The sequence below is a fragment of the Vibrio kasasachensis genome, assembly GCF_050337565.1.
GTDB classification, from domain to species: domain Bacteria; phylum Pseudomonadota; class Gammaproteobacteria; order Enterobacterales; family Vibrionaceae; genus Vibrio; species Vibrio kasasachensis.
Map to the genome: position 1 here is coordinate 418,467 of NZ_JAKJTB010000009.1, position 26,054 is coordinate 444,520.

At 42.6% G+C, this 26,054-nt stretch carries 22 protein-coding genes and 1 pseudogene; 14 read left to right on the forward strand and 9 right to left on the reverse strand.

Features of this window, described 5'->3' with window-relative positions; all coding sequences use genetic code 11:
• Window positions 1-29: 29 nt before the first annotated feature.
• The 4 genes from pstA to L4C38_RS04735 all read right to left on the reverse strand — a co-directional run bounded on the left by pstA (window position 30) and on the right by L4C38_RS04735 (window position 4,890).
• On the reverse strand, window positions 30-893 hold the full coding sequence (gene pstA / locus L4C38_RS04720) for a phosphate ABC transporter permease PstA (protein ID WP_428796381.1): 864 nt from the start codon (window positions 891-893) through the stop codon (window positions 30-32).
• Between the two features lie 15 nt (window positions 894-908).
• On the reverse strand, window positions 909-1,841 hold the full coding sequence (pstC, locus tag L4C38_RS04725; protein WP_428796382.1) for a phosphate ABC transporter permease subunit PstC: 933 nt from the start codon (window positions 1,839-1,841) through the stop codon (window positions 909-911).
• A 96-nt stretch (window positions 1,842-1,937) separates the two neighbouring features.
• A complete protein-coding gene (locus tag L4C38_RS04730; RefSeq protein WP_428796383.1) occupies window positions 1,938-2,759 on the reverse strand; it encodes a phosphate ABC transporter substrate-binding protein in 822 nt (273 codons plus the stop codon).
• A 262-nt stretch (window positions 2,760-3,021) separates the two neighbouring features.
• Entirely contained in the window at window positions 3,022-4,890 is a 1,869-nt protein-coding gene (locus L4C38_RS04735; RefSeq protein ID WP_428796384.1) for a fructose-specific PTS transporter subunit EIIC, read from the reverse strand.
• A gap of 231 nt (window positions 4,891-5,121) precedes the next feature.
• Between L4C38_RS04735 and L4C38_RS04740 the strand changes: the two genes are divergently transcribed.
• Window positions 5,122-5,421, forward strand: coding sequence for a PTS fructose transporter subunit IIB (locus L4C38_RS04740; protein WP_428796430.1), 300 nt, complete (start codon window positions 5,122-5,124; stop codon window positions 5,419-5,421).
• 11 nt (window positions 5,422-5,432) lie between these two features.
• The gene (locus L4C38_RS04745) at window positions 5,433-6,209 is read left to right on the forward strand and encodes a PTS sugar transporter subunit IIA (protein WP_428796385.1); all 777 of its coding nucleotides are present in this window, start codon (window positions 5,433-5,435) and stop codon (window positions 6,207-6,209) included.
• A 25-nt stretch (window positions 6,210-6,234) separates the two neighbouring features.
• Here the strand turns inward: L4C38_RS04745 and L4C38_RS04750 are convergent, their stop codons facing one another.
• Entirely contained in the window at window positions 6,235-7,074 is an 840-nt protein-coding gene (locus tag L4C38_RS04750) for a helix-turn-helix transcriptional regulator (protein WP_428796386.1), read from the reverse strand.
• 369 nt (window positions 7,075-7,443) lie between these two features.
• On the opposite strand from L4C38_RS04750, the gene L4C38_RS04755 reads away from it, so the two are divergent.
• From L4C38_RS04755 to L4C38_RS04775, 5 genes and pseudogenes are all read left to right on the forward strand, one after another.
• A complete protein-coding gene (locus tag L4C38_RS04755) occupies window positions 7,444-9,351 on the forward strand; it encodes a fructose-specific PTS transporter subunit EIIC (RefSeq protein ID WP_428796387.1) in 1,908 nt (635 codons plus the stop codon).
• 80 nt (window positions 9,352-9,431) lie between these two features.
• The gene (manA, locus tag L4C38_RS04760) at window positions 9,432-10,649 is read left to right on the forward strand and encodes a mannose-6-phosphate isomerase, class I (RefSeq protein WP_428796388.1); all 1,218 of its coding nucleotides are present in this window, start codon (window positions 9,432-9,434) and stop codon (window positions 10,647-10,649) included.
• 242 nt (window positions 10,650-10,891) lie between these two features.
• Window positions 10,892-11,704 (forward strand): crotonase/enoyl-CoA hydratase family protein, encoded by an 813-nt coding sequence (locus tag L4C38_RS04765; protein WP_428796389.1) that lies wholly within the window; start codon window positions 10,892-10,894, stop codon window positions 11,702-11,704.
• Between the two features lie 325 nt (window positions 11,705-12,029).
• Window positions 12,030-12,194, forward strand: a complete 165-nt coding sequence (locus L4C38_RS04770) for a hypothetical protein (protein WP_428796390.1) — start codon at window positions 12,030-12,032, stop codon at window positions 12,192-12,194.
• Window positions 12,195-12,242: 48 nt separating this feature from the next.
• Window positions 12,243-12,689 (forward strand): annotated as a pseudogene (locus L4C38_RS04775) (HAD-IA family hydrolase); the annotation flags it as partial.
• Window positions 12,690-12,910: 221 nt separating this feature from the next.
• Here the strand turns inward: L4C38_RS04775 and L4C38_RS04780 are convergent.
• From L4C38_RS04780 to L4C38_RS04790, 3 genes are all read right to left on the reverse strand, one after another.
• Complete coding sequence (locus L4C38_RS04780; protein WP_428796391.1) at window positions 12,911-13,345, reverse strand: MarR family winged helix-turn-helix transcriptional regulator; 435 nt, start codon at window positions 13,343-13,345, stop codon at window positions 12,911-12,913.
• A complete protein-coding gene (locus L4C38_RS04785; protein ID WP_428796392.1) occupies window positions 13,338-13,754 on the reverse strand; it encodes an SRPBCC family protein in 417 nt (138 codons plus the stop codon). The genes L4C38_RS04780 and L4C38_RS04785 overlap by 8 nt, the downstream gene beginning before the upstream one ends.
• A gap of 435 nt (window positions 13,755-14,189) precedes the next feature.
• Window positions 14,190-15,239 (reverse strand): quinone oxidoreductase family protein, encoded by a 1,050-nt coding sequence (locus L4C38_RS04790; RefSeq protein WP_428796393.1) that lies wholly within the window; start codon window positions 15,237-15,239, stop codon window positions 14,190-14,192.
• A gap of 121 nt (window positions 15,240-15,360) precedes the next feature.
• Here L4C38_RS04790 and L4C38_RS04795 point away from each other — a divergent pair, with 121 nt between their 5' ends.
• Genes L4C38_RS04795 through L4C38_RS04805 form a run of 3 tightly spaced genes read left to right on the forward strand, consistent with a single transcriptional unit; the run spans window position 15,361 to window position 17,689 of the window.
• A complete protein-coding gene (locus tag L4C38_RS04795; RefSeq protein WP_428796394.1) occupies window positions 15,361-16,266 on the forward strand; it encodes a LysR family transcriptional regulator in 906 nt (301 codons plus the stop codon).
• 56 nt (window positions 16,267-16,322) lie between these two features.
• The gene (locus L4C38_RS04800) at window positions 16,323-16,709 is read left to right on the forward strand and encodes a tetratricopeptide repeat protein (RefSeq protein WP_428796395.1); all 387 of its coding nucleotides are present in this window, start codon (window positions 16,323-16,325) and stop codon (window positions 16,707-16,709) included.
• 38 nt (window positions 16,710-16,747) lie between these two features.
• Window positions 16,748-17,689, forward strand: a complete 942-nt coding sequence (locus L4C38_RS04805) for a DUF1848 domain-containing protein (RefSeq protein ID WP_428796396.1) — start codon at window positions 16,748-16,750, stop codon at window positions 17,687-17,689.
• Between the two features lie 128 nt (window positions 17,690-17,817).
• On the opposite strand, the gene L4C38_RS04810 is transcribed toward L4C38_RS04805, so the two are convergent.
• On the reverse strand, window positions 17,818-19,275 hold the full coding sequence (locus tag L4C38_RS04810) for a DUF3360 family protein (RefSeq protein ID WP_428796397.1): 1,458 nt from the start codon (window positions 19,273-19,275) through the stop codon (window positions 17,818-17,820).
• A 364-nt stretch (window positions 19,276-19,639) separates the two neighbouring features.
• On the opposite strand from L4C38_RS04810, the gene L4C38_RS04815 reads away from it, so the two are divergent.
• The 4 genes from L4C38_RS04815 to L4C38_RS04830 all read left to right on the forward strand — a co-directional run bounded on the left by L4C38_RS04815 (window position 19,640) and on the right by L4C38_RS04830 (window position 26,033).
• Window positions 19,640-22,201: a DUF294 nucleotidyltransferase-like domain-containing protein gene (locus L4C38_RS04815; protein WP_428796398.1), complete on the forward strand. Its 2,562-nt coding sequence runs from the start codon at window positions 19,640-19,642 to the stop codon at window positions 22,199-22,201.
• Window positions 22,202-22,552: 351 nt separating this feature from the next.
• A complete protein-coding gene (locus tag L4C38_RS04820; RefSeq protein ID WP_428796399.1) occupies window positions 22,553-22,993 on the forward strand; it encodes a PTS sugar transporter subunit IIA in 441 nt (146 codons plus the stop codon).
• A gap of 11 nt (window positions 22,994-23,004) precedes the next feature.
• Window positions 23,005-24,405, forward strand: coding sequence for a PTS fructose transporter subunit IIBC (locus L4C38_RS04825; RefSeq protein WP_428796400.1), 1,401 nt, complete (start codon window positions 23,005-23,007; stop codon window positions 24,403-24,405).
• Window positions 24,406-24,665: 260 nt separating this feature from the next.
• Window positions 24,666-26,033: a helix-turn-helix transcriptional regulator gene (locus L4C38_RS04830; protein WP_428796401.1), complete on the forward strand. Its 1,368-nt coding sequence runs from the start codon at window positions 24,666-24,668 to the stop codon at window positions 26,031-26,033.
• Window positions 26,034-26,054: the final 21 nt, after the last annotated feature.

The following is a 26,054-nucleotide window of genomic DNA, read 5'->3' on the forward strand; positions in this document are numbered from 1 at the left end:
AATTCTTTCTTGATACGTGTGCTATTTGATTAATAGCTAGCAGTATTGAAACGCTTTGCAATCAACTTAGTGAACGTGTTGATTAAAAGGACCACTACTATCAGCACCGTTGCCGTACCGTAAGCTTGATTCCATTCTTCAATGGTAAATAGCTCTGTCGTTAATTTGTATAGGTGTACCGTTAGTGTGCGTCCAGAATCAAGAAGTGAATCAGGGATTCGCGCCACCATACCAGCGGTTAGAAATACCGGTGCAGATTCACCAATAACACGACCAATACTTAAGATAACCGACGTTAAAATACCGGGGATAGCACTAGGTAAAATCAAGCGCCAAATAGTGTAAATTCTTGACGAGCCTAGGGCGTATGACCCTTCTCGATATGTTTGAGGCACAGCCATAAGCGCTTCTTCTGTCGTGCGAATAATCACTGGTAGAATTAGAATGCTCAATGTTAATGCACCAGATAGAATCGAGAAGCCTAAGCCCAGTATCTCGACGAAAAAGGTCATACCAAATAGACCAAAGATGATCGATGGAATACCCGCTAGTGATTCTGTACAAAAACGAATCACCTTGACCAAGCGGCTGCCTACTTTTGCGTATTCAGTTAAATAGATCGCGGTCATAATACCGAGTGGCGCCGCAACTGAGATTGATGCTATCACCATATAGACCGTCGAGACGATCATAGGGAAAATACCGTGTTCATCGCCAGTGCGTGTGTAATCGTCAGTAATAAAGTTCCAATCTACATGCTGTAAGCCATTCGAAAGGATGTACCAAATAATCCAGAACAAGAAACCAACGGTTAGGGCTGCTGCCCCCCAAATTAAACCAGTTAAGATATTATCTGTAAGCTGGCGAGATTTTTTTAATTTTGCGTAATCCATAGTCAACACCAGTAATTATTTAGCTTTTTGACGATTGAGATACAGCAAAGCTGCATTCAACATCATGATGAACACCAGTAGAACGACGCCTGTCGCATAGAGTGCATTGGCATGTATGCCACTTGCGTACGACATTTCAATCGCAATATTTGCTGTTAGTGTTCGTGCTGAATCTAAAATTCCTTCTGGCATTGCGGGAGCGTTGCCCATCACCATGATGATTGCCATTGTCTCCCCCAATGCACGACCGATACCTAAAATAACACCGGTCATAATGCCTGAACGCGCGGCAGGAACTAACAGCTTAAAAATGGTGTAGATCTTAGATGCACCTAAAGCAAGCGAACCTTCTTTATAGGTCCGAGGGACGGCTCGAATTGATGTTTCTGATACCGTGATTACTGTCGGTAATATCATTACGCCCAGTACAATGATTCCCGCCAAAATCGTATTGCCTGCAGGGACATCAAAGATATTTTGGATTAATGGAACAATAATCACCAAGCCGAAAAATCCGTATACAACGGACGGAATACCCGCTAATAGCTCAACCGCTGGGCGAATAATATCAGCGAGACGCTTTGGTGCTATTTCTGCAATAAAAATTGCGGTTAGGACCCCAACAGGCACTCCCACAACGACGGCTCCAAATGTAGACACCATCGAAGCAACAATCATAGTCGCCACACCATATAAAGCCGGTGGTAACCAATCTTGTCCCAACACGATATTCTTAACCCCTACCTCTTGGAAAGCAGGAATGGATTCTTTAACAATGAAGTAGGCGATAACGGCAAGCGATACAATACCGATTACCGCACTGGCAAGAAATAAACCGTGGAAAATGCGCTCTTGCCAATCTACGCGCTTCTTAGTGCGCAGTCCCGATTTAACTACTTGAGTCACTTCAGAGTTCATAAGCTTTTCACTATTTGTTGCGATGGTCATAAAAAATCTCACTAGGCTAACGGTATCAATCTATTAGCCGTGAAAGAAAAGGCTCAGCCCAATGTGGACTGAGCAATTTAAAGTTGTTCAAGTAAATTAGTTAACTGAGATATAGCCGTTTTTGTCGACGATAGTTTGAGCTTCATCAGCGATCATCCAATCAAGGAACTTCTGCGCCTGCTCAGAAGGGTTGCCTTCTTTGTATAGTACTAAGAATGGGCGCGCCACCTTGTAAGACTGGTTTTTAACGTTGTCGACTGTTGCAGGAGTGCCGTTGATTGATAGCGCATTCACTGAGCTATCTACCGTGCCTAAAGAGATATAACCAATTGCGTATGGGTTAGAAGCAACCATCGTTTTAAGCGCGCCATTACCATTTGCTACTTGAGCACGTTGCGAAATAGCTGATACCTTCATGCCAGAGATTTTTTTCTTAAGCTTCATGATATCTTCAAATGCACCACGGGTACCCGAAGCGGTATCACGTGTAATGGCTACGATAGGCTTGTCTGCGCCACCAACATCTTTCCAGTTGGTGATTTCACCTTTATAGATTGCCGTTACTTGCTCTGAAGTCAGACCTTCGAGGTCATTTTTTGGGTTAACTACAACCGCGATGCCGTCTAACGCTACTGTCAGTTCTTTCAGTTCTGGTTCTTTTTCAGAATCTTTTAGGTTGCGTGAAGACATACCTAAATCTGCACTACCTTTTTTCGCAGCTTTTACACCAGCTGAAGAACCAGGTCCCTGTACTTCAATGAATACGTCTGGATTCTTCTTCATATATGTTTCAGAGAAAACTTCCATTAGCGGAGTTACACTACTAGAACCAACCGCAGAAATAGTTTCTTTCGCTAACGCTGGAGTTACTGCTAGTGTTCCAAGTAGTGCGAGTGCACCGATAACTGTCTTTTTCATCACAATTTCCTTAATGGCTTGATTGCCGTTGTGTTTTATTCAACGGTGCTCACTTTAGGTTTTTAATGTGACAGTTATATTTCACTTAATTGAAGGCTATATGACAGTTCACTTGCTGACTAACCAAATTGCTTAATTAGTCACCTAAAAGCTAAAAAGCCAGTCAGATTACCTGACTGGCTTTATGCCCAACTCTCGTTGGCTTGCAGGAGCATAACCGTCTGGGGGAGTGACAATTATACTTTTAGGATCTAGTCATTACTCATCGAGTCGATTGCAACAATGGCATCGCGCTCAACATCGCATCTTTTGTGCTCACATCAACAATTTTTATATTGTTAAATCTTTCTGGTTCTTTGATGGCAACATCATGAGCAAATATTACCACCCTTGCTTTTCTTACGTCTTCAGCGGTAATTCGGTTATTGATACCGTTTGCACCTTGAGTCTCTACCTTTATTGTCATTCCTAAGGAATACGCCGCTTTCTCTAATGATTTAGCCGCTAAGAAGGTGTGCGCCACGCCTGATGGGCATGAAGTGACAGCCAGTACTTCCGCATCTCTTTTTCCCTCACTTGGCGCAAATGATTGTTTTGGTGACAATAATTCATCATCTTCTGTCACTGTTTTCTTCAAAAAAATCACTATAATCGCGGTCGTCAATGCGCCCGCTAACGTACCAATAATATAGCCAAGTTTGCCATCGACGACTGGCAATACAATCCAGCCGCCCCACGGAGCATGGTTCAAGACATGAAACATAAAACCAATCACATTGCCCACTATGCCACCAGCAACAATAGCGGGTAACACGCGCGCTGGATCTGCCGCCGCAAACGGGATAGCGCCTTCGCTTATACCAATCATTCCCATGATGCCCGCAGCCTTGCCCGCTTCACGTTCATCACGTTTAAATTTCTTCGGTGCCAGTAACGTGGCAAGCGCCATTCCTAACGGTGGTGTACAAATTGCGATTCCCACCCCACCCATCAACCATGGTTGAGTATTCACTTGTGTTTGAGCAAACAAAGTCGCGACTTTGTTAATTGGCCCGCCCATATCAAATGCCGTCATTGCACCCAATACCGTTCCCAATAGCACTTTACCCGAGCCAGCTAAACCCGCTAGCCACTCATTTAAGTTCATCATGGCGTTGGCGATTGGTGCGCCAATCAGCCACATAACGGCACCACAAGTAACAAAGGTACCGATAAGGGGATAGATAAAAATAGAACTGAGCGAACTCATGCTATCTGGCAATCGGATTTTTTTGAGCGAACTGACGGTAAAACCAGCGATAAAGCCAACAATAATGGCACCGAGGAAGCCAGTATTGTAATGACTAACCGCAATCCATGACCCAATCATCCCTGGCGCTAAACCGGGCTTATCTGCAATTGAATAGGCAATATAGCCGCCTAATACCACGGTAAATAACGTTAACCCAGCAACACCCATTTGCGCGACATCAGCCAATACTCCCGTTTGAGGTAAAGCCCCCTGCCCTGACAACATAACAGATAGAGACAACAGCACCCCACCCGCGACGATAAACGGGATCATGTGTGAAGTACCAAACAACAAGTGTTCTTTCACTCGCGCAATACCTTGCTTCCAAGGAGTGAGTTGTTCCGGAACGAAATCAACACCTGTTGAATTTTCAAAACCACTAGTTTGAGATTCAATATCGAACAACAGCTCAAGAGCCTGCCTAGGTGACTCCACAGCCTTTAACTGCGCAACGAAATCATCTTCGATTAACTTGGTCGATACTTGCGCCAGTACTTCAATATGATGGTGGTCATCGCCATTTGGTGACGCAAGCATAAAAAACACATCGGAAAGTTCACCGTCCTCAGCACCATAATCAATACCAGTACGGCTGATACCGATGGCGACAGCCGGCGCTGCAACCGAATTACTTTTTGCATGAGGGATAGCGATCCCTTCTTCAAAGCCAGTATTTCCGATTTGCTCTCTCTGCCAGATATCGAGTAAGAACTGGTCTTTATCAAACAGCTTCCCAGCGGCATCAAGCATCTCGACCAATTCAGATAACACTTCCTGTTTGGTTTGAGCTTTGAGATCTAAACAGATGGTGTTTGCATCAATTAGGGTGGTTATATCCATTTTCATTTACCTAATACTTAACCATTGATGTCCGTATATATACCCTTCTAGCAGTGCATATAAGGTTAACCAGACAAGTGACTGTGCGATATAGTACGAAACAAGCATTAACTGGAGTAATGTACCACAGCTTTTAAACTGTGATAGAGCTCTTACCTTTAGCTGGTTTAGATCAACGCTTTGTAGCGCTGATATGCTAGTATCCTGCGAAAATAAAAGCCGAGAATGACCATGAAAATTGTAGCGGTGACAGCATGCCCTACCGGCATTGCACATACTTATATGGCTGCCGATGCGCTTGTAAAAGCAGCGCCTAAATTCAACGTTCAAATCAAAGTCGAAACACAAGGTGCAATGGGAATAGAAAACCTACTTACGCCCCATGATATCGCCCAAGCCGATAAGGTGTTGATCGTATCAGATATCGATATTGAGCAAGCTGCACGTTTTGAGGGCACGAACAAGGTCCAAATTCCGATTGAAGACGTATTGCTTAATGTTGAAAAAGTCTTTCTTATTCATTGCCGCTAATCATTAAGCCGATGAACGAATACCAAATAACATTTTTAGTCGATGATGTTACTGGCAGTGCTCATATAGCACTGCCACTTTGCCGAATAGCAAAGAAATTCAAAAGCTCTTTGCACATTATCAATATCACACAAAATCGCTGCGCAATGCTCACTAAGTCATCAGCAATGTTGCGCGCTGGATTACAACAAGGCGACCTGTGCCAAATTACCGCCATCGGTATTGATGCGGAATTAGCATGCTTTGTACTCAAAGATATTGTTGCCGAACATTTTAGCTTGATCGGCGCACATATAAATTATCAGTTTTCAAGTCAACTTGCCGAGCGTCTACCACAAATATGCCCACCATGTGAGATCCAATGGCATTATGCTAAAGCACATACTGAGCTCACTAAGTTCGAGTGTTTGAAAGGACTTTCCCAACTCATTTATCCCCAACACCCAGATGAATTGATTCTTGCATTTGTGAAGCGTGAAGAACGTTCATCAACCTGCGTCACCCCTGGGATTGCCTTGCCACACGTTATGTTTGCTGATGTTACCGATATTTCAATTGCCGTGATTAGCAATGATAAAGCCATTGATTGGGCATCTAAAATGGGAGCAGTTCATATCGCGATTGCGTTGGTTATGCCGCTGTCGCCAAGTCGAGAACAGATCATAGCCGCCACAAACCTCACTCGTAACTTACTAACAGGTCAAATGGCGGAGCGACTTCTGCTAACCCGTTGCAGTGTCGATCTACAAGCGTTGCTGATGTACGCCATGTCACGCTTATTAGCCTGACATTATTCACTATATATAAAACAGCTTAAACTGAGCCTCGATACTCCGTTGGAGTACGACCAGTACGAGTTTTAAATACACGACAGAAATAATTCACATCCTTAAAGCCACACCGTGCCGACACTTCGTTTAATTTGAAGTTGTACTTCTTGAGCATAAACTTTGCTCGGTCGATCCTTACCCAAGTAATGTAGTCTGCCAATGTCATATGCCCTTGCTGCCTAAATAGACGAGACAAATGATTAGCTGAAATACTAAAGCGAACCGCAATGCTGTCACGAGTAATTTGGCGATGAAAGTTCTCTTGAATATAGATACAAATCCCTTGATAGAGATCTTGCACCCGGCTATGAGATTGTTCGATTGGTTGATCTAGCATGATTTTGCTGTATTGAAGCAACGCTTGAAGTAATAACTCATCCATTGGCTTTTTATTGCTTTCACGCGCCAATGAGCTCAATGCTTCTAAGATATTATCGATAGCAAATCCAGAGCGAGTTTGAATGCTGTGCTTTTGAATATCGTAAAAGTTTGCTTCTCCTTTGCGCTTACTCACCAAACTCAAACCTAATTGCCTGCGGCCAAACAACATACTTAGCACTGAACAGTTAGTATCCCAATCTGGTTTGTTCCAACAGTTTGGGGGAATGAAAATCGCGTCACCCTGTTTCGCTATAATCTGGCTGATCTTACGCTCATGATCTTCCATTTCATTAATATACTCTCCATCTAATACCAGCTCTAAACGTGGAAAGTTAACCTGATAACTGCACTCAGAAGGAGTATGAAAATCGCCTGCAAACCAAATGTTGTGAAACGGCTCTCGCTCGCTTAATACCGAAGAAATCAAATCATGGAAAATCATTTTAATTACTCCAAAAATGCATGCTGAATGCTATAAAGAAGATATACATTGCTCGACTACAATACACCATAGTACCGAATCACAATTCGAACTATAGGTTACAATATTTTAGTAAAAGCACCAATCCTATAGTGGGAACTTGCTTATAACTCTGGCAAACAGCGTCAAGCAGATAAATACAGCTTATCAGTACTGATGATTAAACAAGTTACATATAAACAGTACTAGCACTCATAGCGATCGACATCACACCCTAACAGTTGGGGTACAAAAATCCAGTAAATGGTATTTTTATTCACTTCATTGTTTTTATAAATTCACTCAAGCTGACGACATCACATAGAGAACAATAAACCAATGGGGTGTGGCATGATCACAAAACTTATTAATCAAAATTTGATTGCACTTGATTTGCAAGCGAGCTCAAAAGAAGACGTTTTCCATGAACTGATTGAAATACTTCACTCCCAAGGTCGTATTTCAGACAGGGACCAATTTCTAACTGATATTAAAGCGCGTGAAGAATTAGGTAACACAGGTTTCGAAGAAGGTATCGCGCTGCCACACGCTAAAAGTGCCGCGGTTATTGAACCAGCAGTTGTGATTGGTATTAGTCGTAAAGGTATTGAATACGGAGCAGAAGATGGCATGCCATCAAAACTGTTTTTTATGATTGCTTCCCCTGATGGCGGCGACAACCACCATATTGAAGTATTGGCTGAGCTATCATCTAAATTAATCGAAGATGGCTTCATTGACCGCTTCCTTGCTGCAGAAAACAACCAACAAGCACTCGACTTGCTGCTTGAGAAACAACAAGACCAAACGGAAAAACCGGATTCATCAGAATCAAAAGGCTTTATCATTGGAGTTACTGGCTGCCCTGCTGGTGTTGCACACACCTACTTAGCTGCAGAGGCACTAGAAAAAGGTGCGACTGAACTGGGTTACCAAATCAAAGTAGAGACTAACGGCTCTATTGGCGTAAAAAACAGCCCAACAGATGAAGAAATTGCCCGCGCAGAGGCCATTATTGTCGCTTGCGACAAGCAAGTAGATATGGCGCGTTTTGCTGGCAAGAAGCTGATTGAAACCAACGTAAAAGCCCCTATTCGCAACGCAAAAGGGCTGATTAACGAGGCGTTAAGCGCGCCAACTTACCAAGCCGATACCACACCTAAAAGTCAATCAAGCAGTGAGAAAGCATCTCAAACACGCTCAGATCTCTACCGCTACTTGATGAATGGCGTGTCACATATGATCCCATTCGTTGTGACTGGTGGTCTACTGATTGCTCTTGCTTTGGCGATTGGTGGTGAACCAACTGAAGCTGGTATGGCGATTCCTGCTGGCAGTCTATGGAACCAGATCCTCGAAGTGGGCGTGGTAGCCTTTACCTTAATGATCCCAATTCTATCGGGTTACATCGCTTACGCGATTGCTGATCGCCCTGGTCTTGCTCCTGGCTTAATCGGCGGCTGGATTGCTAACAATGGTTCATTCTATGGTGCAGAGGCTGGTACCGGCTTTATCGGTGCAATCATCGCCGGTCTATTAGTGGGTTACTTTGTTAAATGGGTAACATCAATCAACTACCACAAGTTTATTCAACCACTTGTGCCTATCATGATTGCGCCAATTACGGGCTCACTGTTTATTGCTGGTCTATTCATCTTTGTTATTGGCGCGCCAATCGCAAGCCTAATGGATGGTTTAACTGCCATGCTAACCAGCCTAAGCACTGGTAACGTCGTATTACTGGGCATCGTACTCGGTGGTATGGCTGGCTTTGATATGGGTGGCCCATTTAACAAAGTGGCATTCCTATTCTCAGTAGGCATGATTGCAAGTGGTCAAACACAATTCATGGGCGCAATGGCATGTGCTATTCCTGTTGCCCCTCTTGGCATGGCAATGGCGACCGTATTAGGTCGTAAACTTGACCTATTTGAATCATCAGAAATTGAAGCGGGTAAAGCTTCAGGTGCGATGGGCTTAGTCGGTATCTCTGAAGGTGCCATTCCATTTGCAGCGCAAGACCCGATGTCTGTTATCCCTGCTAACGTGCTTGGTTCAATGGTAGCGGCAGTAATGGCATTCTCTTTCGGTATCACTAACAGCGTGGCGCATGGCGGTCCTGTTGTTGCTCTACTAGGTGCTATGAACTTCCCACTTCTTGCGCTTTTATCTATGGCAGCAGGTGCGACAGTGACGGCTGTAACATGTGTCACTCTTAAAAAAATCCGCAAAGCGAAACAAATTGCAGCCACTGCATAACTCGCTATAAACTCTCATGGTCTAAGCAATTTTGTTTAGGCCATGTTGCATTACAAGCTTGCAAATTTATGGTGACAATGATGTCTGAGACTCTGAACAAAAATAATCAAACTCTACACTCTGTATTCTTCCCAATGACCAATGTCATCCAAGATTATGCTTGGGGAAGCCCAACGTCGTTCAAGCAACTTTTTGGTACTGAAAACCTAACTGGTGGGCCTCAAGCTGAGATCTGGATGGGGGCACACCCGAATGGCTGTTCAGTAATAGAAACAAACGGGCAAACAACTAAGCTTTCACAGCTGATTGAACAGAACATCAATGACGTACTAAGCGAAAGAGTTGCCAACCGCTTTGGTGAGCTGCCTTATCTATTCAAAGTGCTTGCCGCGGAAAAAGCGCTATCTATCCAAGTTCATCCAAACAAACAACAAGCAGAAAAAGGCTATGAACTTGAACAGCAGCAAGGTATTCCCCACTCTGCTGGCAACCGTAATTATAAAGATCCAAACCACAAACCTGAGCTGGTTTATGCACTAACCTCGTACCAAGCGATGAATGGCTTCCGCTCAACTGAAGAGATCATTGCTAACTTCTCTCGTTTAGACATTCCTGAATTGGCAGCGTTACTTGCGGCTCTAGTTGAAAACCAAACGGCTCAAGGGCTGAGTGATTTCTTCTCTGCTCTGCTCTCTCTAGATGGCGAGAGTAAAGATAACGCACTAACGGCTCTAATGGCGTACGCAAACCGCTCTCAAGACCCATTAATGGCACTGATTGTTGAACTAGAGACCCAATACCCAGGTGATATCGGTCTGTTTGTACCGTTAACACTCAATATCATCACTCTTGAGCCTGGTCAGGCAATGTTCTTAGATGCGGAAACGCCACACGCATATATCAAGGGAACTGGTCTTGAGATCATGGCGAACTCAGACAACGTGCTGCGTGCTGGTCTAACGCCAAAATACATGGATATTGAAGAACTCGTTGCTTGTACGATTTTCGAAGAGAAGCCTTTTAATACATTGCTGCTAGAGCCAAAGGTAAATGATGAAGTGCTGGAATACCCTATCCCAGTGGAAGACTTTAAATTTGCCATTATTCCAAGCTCTACTGCGCGCGTGATTGAAATCGACAGTGCAGAGATCCTGCTACCTCTTGATGGCGCAATGACGCTGACTCACCGCAATGGTCAAAGCTGCGTAATTGAAAAAGGTCAGTCTGTATTTGTGCCCGCTTACGCACAAAGTTACACCCTAGAATGCCAAGGTCGCGTTGCGCGCGCTTATTGTTAATTCTAGCTAGTTTCTAAGTACTTAAGCCCTGCAATGCGGGGCTTTTGTTTGTCTGGGTTAAAAACTCAGCCATATTCTATTTGTGTGAGTTCTTGTTAACTAAGATTAATCTGAAATATTATCGTCATTTTTACATTTGGTTTAACCAAAGCAGCATAGCTCTCTCATTCTAAACAACTCTACCTTTAAAATTATCAATTCATTGCCTACGTTGGTGGTATGACCACTATCCGGAAGCCACTATGTCAACACAGCCTCGTATTACCTGCGAAATTGATGAAAACCAAATCGCTATTGTTACGCTAAATCGCCCCGATAAACTCAACGCTATTGATATGGAAATGTTCCAACAAGTGAATAGGTTAACCAAAAAGCTTAAAAAAGAGCGACTGATTAGGGCTGTTATTGTGCAAGGTGCCGGCAGTGATTTTTGCTCAGGTTTGGATGTGAAGTCATTATTAACGAACAAAGTAGATGCTCTCAAATTACTGTTCAAATGGTGGCCAACAATGCCAAATAGTGCGCAACGTTTCTCGTTGGGCTGGCGTGCCATCCCCTGCCCGGTGATCTTTGCTATCCATGGTCGGTGTTGGGGAGGAGGTTTACAGTTGGCAAGTGGTGGTGATTTTCGTATCGCATCTCATGACGCGAATTTTTCGATCATGGAAGCAAAATGGGGGTTAATCCCAGACATGGGCGGAGCCGTCGCATTTAGAGAGCTGATGCGACAAGATCATACTCTTGAGTTAGCGATGACGGCAAAAGTGATTGATAGTGACGAAGCCCATAGAATTGGCTTAGTAACAAAAGTTGCAGACGATCCCTTTAGTGCCGCTTACGAGTTAGCATTAGAATGTATTAATCGCTCACCAGACGTATTAGCGGCAAACAAAAAGCTCTATAACCAAACGTGGTGGTCATCTGCTGGTAAGGCGCTTTTTCTAGAAACTTGGTATCAAATTAAAGTGGCTTTAGGGAAAAACCGATCGGTTGCGATCAGCAGAGAACGAAAGCCGGATTCCAAGCGTGACTATTTACCGCGGAAGTTCAAGTGATCGATTCATAAACCGTAATTTTTTAGGTCGTACGCAGTGCCTTATCGCGACCTTTTTAAAGCATCGCAGTCCAACACCGAGCTAACTAATTTGGCTAGCTCAAAAATGCTCCGAAACGATTTAGTTCAAAAATTCATTTACATCCAACCCATCTCGGTCTGCGATAGCTTAAATCATCGCCGTATTCTCGTTACAACTCCTGCATGTGATAGAATTTACTCTGTTTAAGTATTCGTCTGGTTTCGACTAGGACGTTCCGCCTAGATATCTGTAGCAGATGATATAAATTAGCGTCAAATTAAAAAATTTAGAATGGAATATTTTTATGGGCTATGCCGCAATTTTCGATATGGATGGATTACTGATTGACTCAGAACCATTCTGGAAAGAAGCAGAAAAAGAGATTTTTTCATCTGTCGGCGTGCAAGTATCGGAACAATTAGCAGATAAAACAGCAACGATGACAACTCGTGAGGTAACCGATTTTTGATTTTCACAATATCCTTGGACTGGAAAAAGTCTAGATGAAGTTGAACGTGAGGTAGTTGATAAAGTTGAAGCATTAATACTAGATCATGGTTCTGAATTAGCGGGAGTAACCAATCTACTTAATTTATTAAAAGAAAAAGGCTTTAAAATAGGTCTATCAACCAATTCACCTTACCAGTTAGTACCTGTCATTTTAAAAAAACTAGGTATTCACCACTATTTTGACGCTATATCTTCTGCGGATGATATTTCTAACGGAAAACCTGCTCCTGATGTATATTTAGCGCCCCTCCGTAAATTGGATATTGATGCTAAATATTGTATTGCATTTGAAGACTCCTTTTCAGAGTTAATGGCTGCCAAAAATGCCAAGCAAAAAACTATCGTAGTGCCTCATGCTGAAGTATACGATCAAGGAAAATTTGATATTTCCGACTTAAAGTTACGCAGTCTTGCTGAGTTTAACGGAAAACATTTGAAAACTCTGCTGGTCTAGGTTTCGAGACTAAAGTACCTATAGGTTTTTCAAAAGAGGCAGTGTAAAGCTAATCTGACACCTCACATGCTCCTGAAATTCGTAACTCACTTCTGTCCAGAGCCTTCTTAGGCTGAACTTTACCCGTGTGTGATTCAGGCGATTTTGTGGGATTTGAGATAGATAATAATCGATCCCACATGTGTGAAATTTTAATCGGCAATTGTTATCGTTAGATTCGCTTAACTATTTTTAAGGCTTAGTAGCAGAGAAGTAAATATTGCTCTCTGGTCTTGTAGGCTCTCGAAGTATAGCTGGTCTAACTCTTCTACCTGCGCGATGGCTTTTATTGTTAGAGATTCTCCAGTTTCCGAGAGTTTGAGCGAAAAACTACGTGTATCTCTAACGCCTTTATCCTTGATTATGATTTCATTAGCGACTAGAGTCTTCATCGACTTGGATAGTGTCATCTTATCCAAGCCAGTGATACTGACTATTTCTGCTTGTGTTGTTTCGTTTTTATTCTTGTTACACCATAGTATGGAGGCGAGTATAACAAACTGAGTATGATTAATATTGAGAGGCTTAAGGTGCTTCATTACCTCTGAATGCCATTTATTGTAAACAACCCAGAGTTGTAGACCTACGCTGTTCGAAGGAAGTTCGTGCTTAAACATTGTTTTCAGCCATTTTTTTTAGTCCTTCAAGAGTAGACGGTAGACCTTTATAGATTTTCTTTCCAATGACTTTCCCAAACAAAAAGCTAGTTAAACCAGAAAACTTAACTCTATGAATTACTTGAGTTACTTTTCCATTGACCTGCAAATGATGCTCAAATGATAGAATGCATAATGGTAGTTTACTTGTTACTGTAAAGTGCTTATTTGGTATAGCATCTGCAATTACAATCCGTGATTTAGGTCCATTACTCGGCTTCAGAATACCTTTAGTGCCTTTCTTGAATTCTCCCATGAGATGAGAGTAGTCAACTTCTTTATCCCATTGACTCCAATTTTCGACATCGGTATATAACGAATATATATCTTGAGGTGAGGCTTTAATGAAAATACGTTCTTCAAAAATCATTCTGTTCCATCTCGACTGGAAGTTGGTAAACTAGTTTACTATATTTTATTGTGGGTATGTTTGCAAGAGCAAGTAAGTGTATTTGAATAGGAGGTAGGAGTGCGCGCTTAATAACTCTTGTCTATAGACATTTAAAATGGGAACGAAGTTAACAATTTACCATACCTGTAGTTATTCATTATTTGCTAATTTAGTAAAATCACTGACACGGAATTGTCCAATAGTGATTTTGGAAGCAATTAAACTTTATTGTTCTCTGAAACCTGAGTAATTACGAGGGCATTGAAGTAGTTTGGTTTTTAAAGTCGAGAGGCGCTACTTTGGAGGCGCCTCGGTGACATTCGAACCGATCACTGTTACTTTTCCGTCATAATATTTGCTAGTGAACTGATTTTTCTCTCTTTCGGCTCGCACTTTTGAGTAAGTTATTCCAATCTAAAGCTTTACCTGATTGGTGTCAGGTACAGAAGGAAAGTCGTTACATTGAACGATGACTTTTCCGATAGTGGTACCGCTTTCTAATAATTCATGTGCTTTTTGTATCTCTGCCAAAGGAACAGTGTGGGAGACTATCGGGTCAATCTCTTTTCTATCGAGCATACCAATAAGAGAAGTCAGCGCTTCTCGATACCATTGCTTATTTTTGTTTACTTCCGATGGCAGCGCACAGAAAAACGCTTTTTTACCATTGGGTATCAAGTTGAGCATGGTCAGCTGAATTGCTCCCGATATCATGTTAAGTAGCCCGCCAAACTGTCCCCCTGAAAAACCGTAACTGACGACAACTCCCCCTTGCTTTACTGCACTGAAGCTTCGATTTAAGTTCTTCCCCCCGATTGGGTCGAACGCGGCATCGATACCTTGTTGGTACTTCGACCTCACCACTTTCACAAAGTCTTCGGTTTTATGGTCTATAGGAATCGCGCCATGATTTGCCACGACAGCGTGCTTATTTGAGGAAGCAGTCCCTAAAACGTTAACTCCAGATCTACGTGCGAGTTGAACCAATGCCGAGCCGACACCGCCTGCGGCGGAGTGCACCAAGATGGATTGTTGTGATTGAATGTTCGCTTTATTGAAAAGCATGCAGTATGCCGTTAAATAGTTAAGGGGAAGGCTACAGACTTTAGCTGGGTCTAAATGTTTGGGAAATTTGACTAATAAATCCGCGGGGATTGACAGGTATTTGGAATAGCAACCAAATTGCGGATTCAAACCGACGACATAATCTCCAATGTTAAAGTCAGTGACTTGACTACCCACTTCGTCGACGACACCTGAAAAATCGTATCCAGGTATGAAAGGTGGCTTTGGTGCGAGAGGATACCCCCCTCTGCGAGCCATAATATCAGCCCAGCCAACGCCTGCTGCAAAAACTTTGATTCTCACCTCATTAGCCCCGAGGCTAGATAGCTTCTGTGTTTGAAGCTCAAGGCAGTTCGGTGCACCATATTGATTAACTACTGCACTCACGTTACATCGCATATTGAAGACTCCTATGAAAACTAAGCTCGATAAATCAACGCAAAATAAGGCGGCATGGCGCTAATTTACAAGCGAGTGCAATGAGTTTAATATTTGTAAATAGTCTAAAGAACAGCTAAAAATGACAGGTGGTTATACAAATATGGATATTGATTGGCGATCTTGGCATTTGTTTTTGGCGATAGCCGAACGCGGTAGTTTGAATAAAGCGGCTCAATCCTTAAATAGCTCACAGCCTACATTGAGTAGGCAGTTGCTCTTATTAGAAAAGCAGTTGGGTCGCACATTATTCGATCGAAGCACTAGAGGTTTAGTGCTAACTGACTTCGGGCAAACTTTGCTCGAAGAAAGCAGAAATATGGCGGCATCTGCTGATAAATTGCAAAGACTTGTCCAAGGACAAGATATTACTCTATCAGGTACTGTGCGATTGTCGGTTAATGAGATGGTAGCTCAATACTATTTGCCATCCGTTTTGCCAGAGTTCTTGAATCTTTATCCGAGGTTACAAGTACAAGTTGTTGTGACTAATCAGATTACCAGCCTTGATAAACGCGATGCAGATATTGCGATTAGAATGGTTCGCCCTCAGCAACAAGATCTGGTAATGAAACATCTGTGTGACATTGCGCTTGGCGCATATGCTAGTGATTGCTATCTAAAAACCGCTGGGTGCCCCACGACCCCAGAAGAGTTTTCTCAGCACAGACTATTAGGTTTTGACCGTGACACGCAGTTGGAAGAAGGCGCTGCGGCTCTGGGCTGGTCAATCAAAAATGAAGAACTCTATTTTCGAACCGACAATATGCCGTTAATGATTGAATTGGCGAGTAATGGTGGTGGAATCGTATTTACGCATTCAGAGGTTGCTGAGAAAGTGAAACTCACACGAATCGATTGCGGAATTGAGATCCCCCCGCTACCAGTGTATTTAACCTGTCACCGTGATGTTCAGCACAACCAAAAGATACGTTCACTGATGGATTTTTTAACAGACAACCTATTTAAGCCGTGGTTAAAACGCTGATACGAGCGTTCGATTAGCTCTGGACGTCATGGAGAAGTGATGGGGTCTCCGAGCAGGTGAATACCTTATTTTCGGTGGAAACAATCAATATGCTGTGTGGTGACAAGCTCTATAGTGAATATAGCTTTGAACAACTCATTGCTGCTGCTAGAGGCGGTGATACTGACTCTAAAATTCAAGTGGCGATGATGTATATGCATGGTGTCGGAATCACACAAGATTTTGATAAAGCACAATATTGGTTTAAGTCGTCAGCCAATGATGGTCATCCACAGGGTTTAAAAATGTATGGATACACATTCTATGGTACCAACAATAAACAAGCATTTGAGTACATTAACAAGGCTGCCCAACTTGGCGACATAGAGGCTCGGTACCTAACTTCAAAGTTCTATCTTGAGGGTTTAGGCGTAGGAAAGAACAAAAGTAAATCTATATACTAGTATAACAAAGCAATTGAAGCTGAAATCTGAGCGAAAGTATGATCATTAGCGTTAGCCGTAGAACTGATATCCCAGCTTTTTATACTCCATGGTTTATGAATAGAGTTCGTGAGGGGTTTTTATTAACTAGAAACCCTTTTAACGCCCATCAAATTAAAAGGGTTTCCCTGTTACCAGAAGACGTAGAACTTTTTGTATTTTGGACTCGAAACCCTGCTATGTTGATGAAGCATCTTAATGATCTCGATTCTCTAGGGTATAAATACTATTTCCAGTACACGGTTACTGCCTACCCAAAGCAACTGGAAACTAGAGTTCCCCGTCCCCACAAAGCGATTGATATTTTTGTAAAATTAAGCGATAGAATAGGTGCCGATAAAGTTATATGGAGATATGACCCCATACTGTTGTCCAACCTAGTTGGTATAAATGAACACAAGCGAGTATTTTCTAAAATTGCATCAAAGTTGGCCGGCAAAACCCATAAAGTTGTTATTAGCTTTTCTGACTTTTATAAGAAAACGGAAAGAAACTTAAACCTAATTGACGGTCTGACCTTTGCTGATATAACAAAAATGCCAGGCGAGCTAAACGAGTTATCTAGTTACATGGCAAGAGTAGCCAACGAACACGGAATGGAAATAGAGAGCTGTGCAGAGGAAATTGATACTGAGTCAATTGGAATCAAACATGGTAAGTGCATTGATGATCGCTTGATAAAATCAGTGTTTAACTTAGATGTGAATCCTATAAAGGATAGTGGTCAAAGAGAAGCTTGTGGTTGTATAAAAAGTATTGATATAGGTATGTACAATACATGCCTTCATGGTTGCTCATATTGCTATGCTACTTTTAATGAGAATGTAGTTATGAAAAACAAAAGTCTCCATGACCCCAAAAGCCCTTTTTTAATTGGAGGCACAGAAGGTATCGATCCGAACCTACTATTGACACCTATAGTACAAGGTTCATTGTTTTAATGAGTAATGCGGTGAGAATACCTGCTCTCAACTCTACATACTCAAAAAATAGGAGCAGGTCTTGCCTTCTGTTATTAATACAACTGTCTTGTACTACAAAAGATAAAACCTGCCCCATATGATATTTGTTAGCCGATCAGCGCTGGAATACCAGGTAATTGCCCAACCACAGCCAATGAACCCACACAAACAACAAACGCTAGTCCAGGAATAAGATATTTATCTTTTGCTGATAGCTCTTTCGCACGTTCATGATCACCAATCAAACCCATGTTATCCAATAGCATGGTTGTTGCCCAACCGAATACTGGGTTAACAAATGCACAAGCGAAGATACAGATACCAGCACTGAGCGAATCTTTATGCTTGTGGATCATCTGCATACCTGCTTCAAGTAGGGGTAAGAACACGCCAACAATCAGTGCAACGCGAAGTACAGGTTCCCACATTGCAAGATCCATTGGGTAGCCAATAACGGCGGCAGCAATACACATGATACCGGTTAGAAGCGCACCACCAGGGATAGGACGTTTAGCGATAGCGGCAGGGATCATGTAGGTACCCCAAGAGGAGGCTAGATTACCACCACCAAGGAATGAACCAATACCTTGACGAATTGACGCAACCATCATTGTGTCATCTACGTCCATTAGAACGCCTTTCGCTTCTTTCGGGTAGTTCAGTTCTTGGAACACGCGGTGACCAAGGTAATCAGGTGACCACATCGCAACAGCTAATAAAGCAAATGGTGTGACGGCGATGAAGTGCTCTAGATTTGGCCAGCCTAGTTGCCAACCTGTGTCTTCTCCCCACCAGTAGAATGGGCTGAAGTGTGGAAGCCCAGGTTCGGTCGTAAAGGCAAAATCTGCCCCTAAAACATAGGCAACGATACCAGCAATGAGAGAACACAACGGGATAGCCAGCCAGCGCTTATTGACTTTAGCAAGGTAAGCGTAGACTGCTAAGGTCACGCCAATAACTGCAAACGAAATGTAGCCTTGATCGGTACTTGAAGCCCAAGCTTCGGTTTTATTGATCTGACCAATCAGACCTACAGCCCCTAAATAGATAAGCAGCCCGCCCCGAACGCCAACACCAGTTAGTGTCATCAATTTTGAGCCACCTTTGGTATAAGCGAGGATAAAACCGAACATACATACCATTATTCCCAGAGCCAACGGGTGTCCCCCAGCAGCTGCAATCAAGGGTATCAATGGAATCATTGGGCCGTGAGTACCCGCTAAATTAGAGTTTGGGTTCAAAATTGCAGAGAATAGGATTACAAACAGAGCACCAGCGATCAGTAGCTCATAGCGCACGTTTTCTGCAACAAACTCTGGGGATAACCCAAATTGTGCCGCAAATACAGCAACCATTGCGGTTACCATTACCACTTTACCGATAGTTGCCGCTAATGCGGGTACTAAGTCTTCAAGCTCGACACTGTAATCGCGTGAAGGTAAGTGAATACCCCAGCGGCGAAAACTCATTATTTTGAGATCGTGGTTGAGAAACTCTTCGCGGTTCTCAAATTCATGCGCATTTTTACGCATATCCCTATAGAAGGGTTTACTTTTTTTAGACATTTCGTCTTCCTTTGTATTGAGACGAAGTTGAACTATGTCAATTAGCGTTCCGCTTACACTTGGTATACTGACCTTCGATCAGTACGAGACGACATCCCAGACGCTACCAGCGCCTTATCTCATTGAAAAGATAAGAAAAAACATAGAACCACTTCGTTGATGAAAACAAGACAACTCTTGGGCATCTTGTCAAAAATCACGTCAAAACATTGCGCTCATACTAGGAAAGAGGTATTGCCTGATTATTGATTTCGATTAAAAAATCATCCAATGCATTGGCTGAACGAATACTTTGTAATAAAAATGCTACTTACAACACGTTATTGACGTAAATATCAATATGCAAGGAAGTGACTAAAACGCCATGAAAATTTCTGAACACGCAGATCGAACCGAACACTTATTCGGAATTAGAGCTGAAGATATGCATCGCTGGATCGATGGCTTTTTTGATTACAATGGCCAAGACCACTGCGAGACAATGGCAAAAGAAGTGGAATTTGACCCTTATTCACATCGTCGATTTCGCCATTGTAAAGAAGCATTAGCGGAAGCGATTCGAGAGTTTGGCGGCAAGTATACAAACCAGCAGATCAAAGATGTATTTGAAACGCATATTCGAGATGATTACCACGGGTATTTACCAACAAGAGCAGACTTTGAAAATAGCTCTTTTACTGCCAAATATCACGATACCAGTCATGAGGCTCAACTAGGTGACGTGCTCGACGAAACTGAACTAGCCGATTATTTCAATGGATTAGACGCGGTAAAAAATGAGCATGATTCACCGCTCAGTCGATTCGGGCTACGGATCGTTTTACCCACCATCAGTGCAATTGTTTTATTTGTTACCGCGATAATCTACCTTATTTTGCCTTTAGTTGAAGACTCGATGGTGGGGCAAAAACAACAGATGCTTAAAGAGCTAACGTCTACTGCGGTGAGCGTTGTTGACCGGTATGTCGGTATGGAAAAAAGTGGCGTCCTCAGTTTAGAAGAGGCGCAACATAAGGCGGCGATGGACATTCGTTCAATGAGGTATGGTCCTGAAAATAAAGATTATTTCTTTATCACTGATATGCATCCCCGCATGATCATGCACCCCTATCGAAGCGACTTAACCAACCAAGATTTAACGCACTATTATGAGAGCGGTGAAAGCTCTGATTTCCCAATTTTTGTTGAACTCGCCAAGTTAGTAAAAGCGTCCCACGAGGGTTACTTAGAGTATCTCTGGCAATGGAAAGATGACGCGACGATCACTGCGCCAAAAATGACCTATGTAGAAGGCGTCGAGGAATGGCAGTGGATAGTTGGTACGGGCGTTTACCTTGAAGATGTTCAACAAGAAATCGAACGCCTAGAAACCACGCTTTACCGAGTCTTTGTAGCTATTACTTTGGGTTTAGCCCTAATCATGCTTTATGTCATTGCTCAATCAAAAGCGATTGAGAAAAAGAAAATGCGCGCTGAAGTGGCGTTGCATGAAGCTAAAAACCGTTACAAGGCGTTGGTTGAATCTTCCAATGAAGGTTACATTTTGGAAGCCGATGGGAAGATTGTATTTTCAAATACACGGTTACATCAACTACTCGGATATACAGATACTGAGCTAAAATCACAGACGATTTGGCAAGAGCTGTTTTCAAGCGCCGAACAAAACAAACGAGTGTTACAGCACTTACTGCGGTTGTTTACCCATGACACCGAGCCTAGCGAGTTTGAGGCGCAAATCATAACCAAAAGTGGACGAGAGATTGATATCATCTTGAGCACTTCTCGTATCTTCCTCTCAGAGAAATTAGGACACGTCATCTCTTTTAGACCTATCGTTCGCAAGGTTTACGGGGCAAGTTTCCATTCCACGACTCCAAATTCGGGGTACCACAAAACAAGTAGCTGTATAGTTGCGGATATTGAGCAGGGCGAAAGTCACTCTCATGTTATTGAATCGCTTAATCGGCTAACCGATTTGATTCGTGAAATGATTGCTTCGGGTACGCGCCCTGAGCATTTAAGAAGACTTATTGGCCATACTTATGACGCGGCTATCTGTCGTTTTATTGAGTTAACCATCGAAGAAATCGGAGAGCCTCCGGTGCCTTTCTCATTCTTGTCTTTTGGTAGTAATGCTCGACATGACATGACCCTTTTCTCTGATCAAGACAATGCCATTGTATTTGAAACGCCTGATGATCAAGACTTAAAAACCACTCGACGCTACTTTTTGCATTTAGCTGAAAAGGTCTGCGCTATGTTGAATCAAGCAGGCTATAGCTATTGTGATGGCTTGATTATGGCTTCCAACCATCAATGGTGCTTAAGTGAGAAGGAATGGCAAAGTAACTTCACTCGGTGGATTGAGGAAGCGACGCCAGAAGGGATTTTAGAGCTCAACGTTTTCTTTGATATACGCTCTACGTTTGGTAACGCGAAGCTAGCAGATGGTATTCAAGCCCATATTCAAAAGCAATTAGCGATAAAACCGGAATTTCTGCGCGTATATGCGCAAAATTGTCTCAACCATTCGATTCCGTTAGACAGCGATGGGCAATTAATCACAGAGCAAAGCGAAGGCTGTGAAGCAATAAATCTCAAAGATTGCTTAAGACCAATGGAGATTTTCTGTCGCCTCTATGCGCTCAAGCATGATATCCGTGACAGCAACACAATTGAGAGGTTAAAAGGGCTTCATGTTGCGCAAGAGATCGACGCAACAACCTACCGAGAAATGGTGTATATCTTCGATCATATTTGGCAACTTCGTTTTATGAACCAGATCATTGAGTACAGCGATCTAAGGCAAATTAACGATACGCTAGCGGTCAATGATTTAACCATCTTGGAGAATCAGAATCTTACTAATGTTCTGAGCCGAATTTCTATGTTTCACTCAAAAGTACAGCAAGATTTCTTGTCTTAGGTAGTGATATTAACTTCAACGGGAAGACACTCTAAGATTCTATGCAACAGCGTAGAATCATTGTGTCTTTCGTTGCGCTTAAGCTACCGTTAAAGCTCATCTAGAATCGTACAATCATTAATTCCTCCGTCCCTACGCCTCACTCCCTATTCTCAAGTCAGCCGTATACGATAAGGTTTTCGTGTGCCCGTTAATACAGCTTCAACTTCAATTAACCAAAGTAAAATAATGACCGTTATCACAGTTGGATTTGCTTGATACAAATCTACAGTAGATGAGTTTTTTTTGCTATTTCGCTTATTAAGTACATGGATTAATTTTAACTCAGAACATTAAAACCATGAGTTAAACATGATTACACAACTAACTAACGTCAAATTAATTAAACATGAACTTCAAGCTGAAAATAAAAAACAAGTGTTTGAAGAATTGGCTCAGCTGCTATTTAACGACAATCGAATTAACAATAAAGAAGCGTTCTTAGCAGACATCGAAACACGTGAATCTGTTAGCGTCACATCAACGGACGGTATCGCCTACCCTCACGCTAAAAGTAAAGCGGTAATTGAGCCTGCTATTGCTGTTGGTGTGAAGCATGACGGCATCGAGTATGGTGACGAAGATGGTATTAAACCTAGCGTATTTTTTATGATTGCTTCACCTGACAACGGTGCAGACCATCATATTTATGTACTACAAGAACTATTTGGCAAATTCAGTGATGAGTTTATCGAAGAAATTAACAATGCACAGAATGAACAACAAATTCTAAATATTTTAATCAATTCATAGGTGGATTAATTATGAGTACCCTAACAGCTCAAACTACCAATAATAATAGTGATTTTAAAAAGACACTCAGCAAATTAAAAGGACATCTACTTTTTGGTACGTCACACATGTTGCCTTTTATCGTTGCTGGTGGTGTTCTGCTTGCACTTGCGGTAATGGCTTCAGGTAAAGGTGCCGTTCCTGCAACAGGAATATTAGCTGATATTTCTAATATCGGTATTAAAGGTCTGGTTCTATTCCCAATCATCCTTGGTGGATTCATTGGTTACTCAATCGCTGACAAACCAGCCCTAGCGCCTGCCATGATCTCATCTGGCATCATGGCTGACATGGGCGGCGGTTTCCTAGGCTGTATCGTAGCTGGTTTCATTGCTGGTGGCGTGGTTTTCCAACTTAAGAAAATCCCACTATCGCCTAACATGACAGCCCTAGGCGCATACTTTATCTACCCTCTAATTGGTACTCTAGTTTCTGCTGGTATCGTTCTTTGGGGTATCGGTGAGCCAATCAAATTCTTCATGGCTTCTATGAATGAATTCCTTGCTTCAATGGCTGGCGCATCTAAAGTGGTTCTAGGTACTATTCTTGGCGGTATGACTGCATTCGATATGGGCGGTCCAATCAACAAAGTAGCAACGCTATTTGCTCAAACTCAAGTAGATACTCAACCTTGGTTAATGGGTGGCGTTGGTATCGCAATCTGTACGCCTCCTCTAGGTATGGCGCTTGCGACTTTCCTATTCAAGAAGAAATTCTCTAAAGAAGAGCAAGAAGCAGGTAAAGCAGCAGCAATCATGGGTTCAATCGGTATCTCTGAAGGTGCTATCCCATTCGCAGCAAACGACCCAATGCGCGTTCTTCCTTCAATCGTAGCGGGTGGTATCGTAGGTTGTGTATTTGGCTTCCTAACAGATGTTCTACTACACGCACCATGGGGCGGTCTAATTACTGCGCCAGTATCAAGCAACATTCCAATGTACGTAGTGGGTATTGCACTAGGCTCACTAACAACGGCACTTATCGTTGGTTTCTGGAAACCAGTTGCTGAAGAAGAAGCAGAAGAAGAGCAAACAACAGCGCCAGTTCAAGCAGCTGTAGCTCCAGTAGCAGGCGAAGGCGAGTACGATGTAGTAGCCGTTACTTGTTGCCCATCAGGTGTAGCGCACACATTCATGGCAGCAAAAGCACTAGAAAAAGCAGGTGCAGCAGCTGGTATCAAGATCAAAGTAGAAACTCAAGGTCAAAACGGCGTGCAAAACCGTATTACCAACCTAGACGTTGCTAACGCGAAACTTGTTATCCTTGCACACGATATTCAGGTTAAAGACGCTCACCGCTTTGCCAATGCAAAAGTAATCGAATGTTCAACTAAAGAAGCAATGAAGCAAGCTGCAACATTGATCGTGAGTTAACTATCTCTCCGTTCGTTCTGCTTTGTTTCGACAACTAAGCAACGAATACTAAAAAACCGATACTCTCACCTGTATCGGTTTTTTATCATCTGTACCCTCGCCTCTTGTTTCAATTCTGATGAGGCTTTATTACGACTCAAACCCAACAAGCCTAAGAGCTGAGATGACATTCGCAAATATGGGAATGGTAAGGCTTTACGCCTTGATAGAATGAAAGCTATCTATAGAGTGTCGGTATCAACCGTTACATTGAAACATCCATGAATCAAACACTTATACTGACGATTATTGATATTATAGAAAATCACCTTCCGCAACCAATCAGCGTAAGTGACATAGCCAAACAATGCGGTTATAGCCGCTCATATATCCAACATCAATTTAAAGCAGCAACTGGTTACAGTCTCACGCACTATCAACGTTCTCGCGCCTTGAGCATAGCGGCAAATCGTTTAGCTGAAGGCAAGCATCGTGTGTTGGATGTTGCTATCGAATTAGGTTTTGAATCACAAGAAGCTTTCGCACGTGCTTTTCGACAGCATTCTTCAGTTGCACCTTCACATTTGTTAGGTCGGAATGTATGGGCAGAGCGAATGTACTTCCCACGCTTGGGGGCAAACCAACTCGCTCATCTATCTACACTGCAAACTCTACCGTTGACTCTGGTGAACCAACCAGAAACACGCTGGGGTTGTTACGTATTTACTGTTGATAGCTCTCAACGAGATATAAAAGTCATTACTGATGCCATCAATTTAGCCCATCAATCTTTGATGTTAGAACCTTACGCCGAGCAACTCAATTTCCAGCAAATGCAGATATTAGAATTTCGTCAGCACAACCAAGAGGTGTCTAGTACTTATCCTCTATCGATTGGAATTCCATTTACCAACGATGATGTCATTCCAAATTCACTACTGGAAATACGTCTGCCGACATCACGCCTGATTTCTGTCTCTCTACCAAATCCAAACTACGTACCGACGCTCTTCTACACCTTGTATCAACGGCTCTATAATGAACATCAGCACTACTTTGGCGGCTTACCGGCGTTTTGGAATTACGATCCCCTAACAGGACAATTACACCATAAGTGCCGAATTGAACCATGCAACAGCATCGATTTCGACCCAATCGCAAAGTGGTTCGCTAAAGAAAATGAGCTGACTCTTGATCTAAGCTTGGTTCCACTATTTTCAGATTCAATTCCTAACAACAAACGAGCAGGAACACGCCGCTTAACCACTTTATTAAATGATTTACTCGGGTTGCTTCAAGACACTCCTATCAATGTCGCATTTCACACACCAACAGAAAACAAAGATAGCCAATATCAATATTCCGTAAGTAGCACCAAACACCATGACATTGAAACACATCAAGCGAATGCAGTTTCCTGCAAAGGGACATATCTATCCACACAATGGAGTGGTGACGATGTCTGGCAATTAGAACATCAATTAGAGCAATTTTATCTGCGCCTTTCACAGCATAAGCGATATAAATATCGCGCTGCACCGGAAATATTTCAGCAGCTCTCATTCAATAACAACAGAATCGAATTTGAACTGCTTACCCCTATTGAGCTCTGCACTGCCACAAGACAAAAATCAGTTTGGATGATTTGAAATTACCCAAACAAGCGCACA